The 3439-nt window shown below is 39.2% G+C and carries 6 protein-coding genes and 1 pseudogene; 6 read left to right on the top strand and 1 reads right to left on the bottom strand.

Features of this window, described 5'->3' with window-relative positions; genetic code table 11:
* Positions 1–13: 13 nt before the first annotated feature.
* Entirely contained in the window at positions 14–154 is a 141-nt protein-coding gene (locus DCC39_RS18570; protein WP_276309938.1) for a multicopper oxidase domain-containing protein, read from the top strand.
* Between the two features lie 110 nt (positions 155–264).
* Here the strand turns inward: DCC39_RS18570 and DCC39_RS18565 are convergent, their stop codons facing one another.
* Positions 265–558, bottom strand: coding sequence for a hypothetical protein (locus DCC39_RS18565; protein WP_205948545.1), 294 nt, complete (start codon positions 556–558; stop codon positions 265–267).
* Between DCC39_RS18565 and DCC39_RS18560 the strand changes: the two genes are divergently transcribed.
* From DCC39_RS18560 to DCC39_RS18540, 5 genes and pseudogenes are all read left to right on the top strand, one after another.
* Positions 545–829, top strand: a complete 285-nt coding sequence (locus DCC39_RS18560; protein WP_116556372.1) for a hypothetical protein — start codon at positions 545–547, stop codon at positions 827–829. The genes DCC39_RS18565 and DCC39_RS18560 overlap by 14 nt on opposite strands.
* Positions 830–856: 27 nt before the next feature.
* Positions 857–1828 carry an ATP-binding cassette domain-containing protein gene (locus tag DCC39_RS18555; RefSeq protein WP_116556371.1) on the top strand — a complete coding sequence of 324 codons (972 nt, stop codon included), beginning with the start codon at positions 857–859 and terminating at the stop codon, positions 1826–1828.
* Positions 1825–2586, top strand: a complete 762-nt coding sequence (locus DCC39_RS18550; RefSeq protein ID WP_240613701.1) for an ABC transporter permease — start codon at positions 1825–1827, stop codon at positions 2584–2586. The genes DCC39_RS18555 and DCC39_RS18550 overlap by 4 nt, the downstream gene beginning before the upstream one ends.
* Before the next feature lie 187 nt (positions 2587–2773).
* A complete protein-coding gene (locus tag DCC39_RS18545; RefSeq protein WP_240613702.1) occupies positions 2774–3184 on the top strand; it encodes an ABC transporter permease in 411 nt (136 codons plus the stop codon).
* Positions 3147–3335: pseudogene (locus DCC39_RS18540) on the top strand (multicopper oxidase domain-containing protein); the annotation flags it as partial. The gene DCC39_RS18545 and the pseudogene DCC39_RS18540, both read left to right, overlap by 38 nt.
* Positions 3336–3439: the final 104 nt, after the last annotated feature.

The raw sequence follows: 3439 nt of genomic DNA, 5'->3' as shown, positions 1-3439 counted from the left end.
TGAAGTTGCTTTCTTGGCAAATAATCCCGGACTATGGATGGATCATTGTCACAATTTGGATCATGCGCTTAGAGGCATGACGATGCATGGGGCTTATGAAAATGTATACACTCCTTTCACGATAGGAAGCGAAACGGGTAATAGTCCTGAATAGGACTGATCATAATGACGAATATTCCGAAGGGCTAGCTACATTCAACTACGGGCTAGAGAGCTAGTAACAACGCTCAAGGTTAAAAAGAAGCCATAAACTCTTGGCTTTTTTTATTGAAAATTGTTGTTGTGGCTTTCCAGCCATTGCTTGAATTCGTCAGGTGTACGTACATTATTATCTAATACAGTGGTATAGATATCGAGGCTTGTTACTTGCTTCCCATACTCGGGTCGTACGGACCAAACGGTTTTAATGCTTAAAATAGAGACAATCGCTGCCGGAGTAAGACGATCAGGCATCCTACGAATATGCTGAAAATCGGGCTGTTTTTCAGGATCGTCCACAAACCAAATATCCAGTTCCCATTTGTTTCCGATGTTGGATTCGTAAGTGATACCAAGCATTGGTGTGATTGCTTTTTTAATGATTACAGAATCTAACTATCGTAAAGCTTGGGTATTAAAAGAAGCTGAAAAACATTACGAATGGGCAAAAAGTTTTGAAACATCAGGGAACGCGCAAACGTTTGGCATCATGACAGGAGCACTTTGGATTTTAGCGATAGGAGCATGCATTTTCTTGCTCATCCTGAAATTATGGATTTTCGGCTGGATTCCATTCGTTATAGCAATTGCAATGACGTTAATATTACTTGCCTATTACATGAAAAAATAGTTTCGAAGAAAGAAGGGGATAAACATTATGTTCAAATTAATAAGTGTTGAAAGTTTAAGTAAGACTTATGTGAGCAAAAAGGAAAAAATTATTGCCGTTGATAATATTAGCTTTACAGTCGATCAAGGAGAAATTTTTGGTTTTCTTGGACCGAGCGGAGCAGGTAAAACCACTACACAAAGAATACTGACAACATTGTTGCCCTTTAGTAGCGGAACAGTTTATATAGCTGGATATAATGTGTTAACCGAAGCCAAAAAAGTCCGTGCAAATATAGGCTATGTTAGTCAGCTTGGTGGTGCTGATCCAAACGCCACAGTACGGGAAAATCTGGAATTATCAGGAAAATTATATGGGCTATCAAATGATGTTACAGTGCAAAGAATTGAGCAATTGAGTAAATTGCTAGATTTTCATGAATTACTTCCGCGCTTTGTTCGCACATTGTCTGGTGGGCAAAAACGTCGTGTTGAGATTGCTCAAGGAATTTTACATGAACCAAAAGTTTTATTTCTTGATGAACCAACGACAGGACTTGATCCACAAAACCGCGCTAATTTATGGCAGCACATTAAAAAATTACGTGACAATGGAATGACCATTTTCCTAACGACTCACTATTTAGAAGAAGCGGACGCGTTATGTGACCGTTTAATTATCATAGACCACGGCAATATTATCGCTGAAGGAACACCTACAGAATTAAAGAAAAAGATTTCGAGTGAAGTTGTTTCAATGGAAATGAAACATCTGCAGGACAGCGAAAAAATGAAACTATTTTTTAAACAATTAGAACTTGATAAAGCGACAGAAGCAAATATGAAATTTTCCATTTACACTGACATAGGTGAAGAATTAATTACTGATATTATTAACTTCACAAAAGAACATCAGATTGAATTAGCCAATTTATCGTTATCAATGCCTTCCTTAAATGATGTCTTTTTAACATTAACTGGTAAAGAATTGCGTGATGGCGGAAAGGAAGAAGAACAATGATGCAGGTTGTACGGGAAACGAATATTTTTTTTGTTCGTAAATTAAAAGAGTCAGCTCGCCAAATTGTTTGGGTAATCTCAGGTTTGATGACTCCCTTGTTATATATCTTATTATTTAGTCCCTTATTGAAAAAAATTACCCATCCTGCTATGACTACAGCTCAGGTCTTAGATATGTTTGTGCCGGGCATTTTAGTTCTCTTAGCATTTAGTTCAGGAATGGGTGCTGGATGGTCAATGGTTTTTGACCTAAAAAGTGGGATTATTGAACGTTTACGTGTAACCCCAGCCAGTCGGTTCGCTATGTTAATGGGAGGGGTATTAAAAGATGTCGTAGCGTTCCTTATTCCAGCAATTATCGTTTTAGTAATCTCAAGTTTATTTGGTTATGAAATACACTTTGTTGGTATTTTATTACAATTAATATTACTCTCGGTTCTTACGATGATGGTTTCAGCATGGTCTGGAAGTCTGGGTTTGATTTTCCAAGATGTGGGTGGGGTTGCTGCCGTAGTAACAAGTTTACAATTACCGTTAACCTTACTTTCCGGAATTTTATTACCAATGTCATTTGGACCAAAGTGGTTACAAGTACTCGCCCATGTCAATCCGCTATATTATGGAGTAGAAGCATCCAAAAAATTAGCGGAAGGATCAATTGTGAACCAATCAGTTTTCGTAGGATTTATTGTCATTGTGGTTATTACAATTATCACATTGATTTGGTCAACTCGCGTTTATAACAAGGCCATTGCATAAGATTTTAATGGAGTGGCAAAAGTAATTAATTGAATAATTCTTTCTTCCATAATCGGGAGAAATTGTTGAAGATTACAGTCATAAAATTATCAAACTTTTTTATAAAAGTTGTGCAGTTTTCACAAAGAAAGAACCCGTTTTGATCAAACTTTATTTTAAAAGCTACAACATCCCGTCCTGGATTGCCGTGAACATCTTGACCACCGCGTTTTTCGGCATCGGAACGGTGATGGCCAACTATCGTGAAAAAGGCATTTTGCGACGCTATCAGGTCACAACAGTAAGGCCCTGGATGGTGTTAACGGCGCAAACCGTGCAGGGAACCTTCATTTTTACCATCAGCGCCGTAATCATTCTCATTTTTGGATTTCTTATATTCGACTTACATGTACCGAAATATTTGGGGAGCACCTTATTGGAAATCCTATTAAGCCTGGCCGCCTTCTTCCCGTTCGGACTGTTGATCAATTCAATTGCCAAAACCGTTCGGACTGCCTCAGCCATCAGTTCACTTGCCTTGAATTTGATGATTTTTCTATCGGGAGCCACCTTTCCGAAGTGGAGTTACCATTCATTGGCACGGAGTAGATGTCCCTAATGGTGAGGATGGAGTTGCCGGGATGACGCAGGATGCCGTAATGCCTGGAGAGTCGTATATCTATCGTTTTGTTGTAAAAGAGGCGGGAACTCATTGGTACCATTCCCACCAGCAGTCCTCCATCCAAGTGCAAAAGGGGCTATTCGGGGCTCATGCCAGACACTTCCGTTACGCTGGCAATGCTAATGGAAGACAAACCACTAGGAATAGTGTATAGCCCAGACGGACACGGGAAACGAAATGTGCTCGATGAAG

It is taken from the genome of Pueribacillus theae (assembly GCF_003097615.1).
Taxonomy (GTDB): domain Bacteria; phylum Bacillota; class Bacilli; order Bacillales; family UBA6769; genus Pueribacillus; species Pueribacillus theae.
Note: the sequence above shows the minus strand (reverse complement) of the source record. Positions and strands in the feature narration are given on the sequence as shown.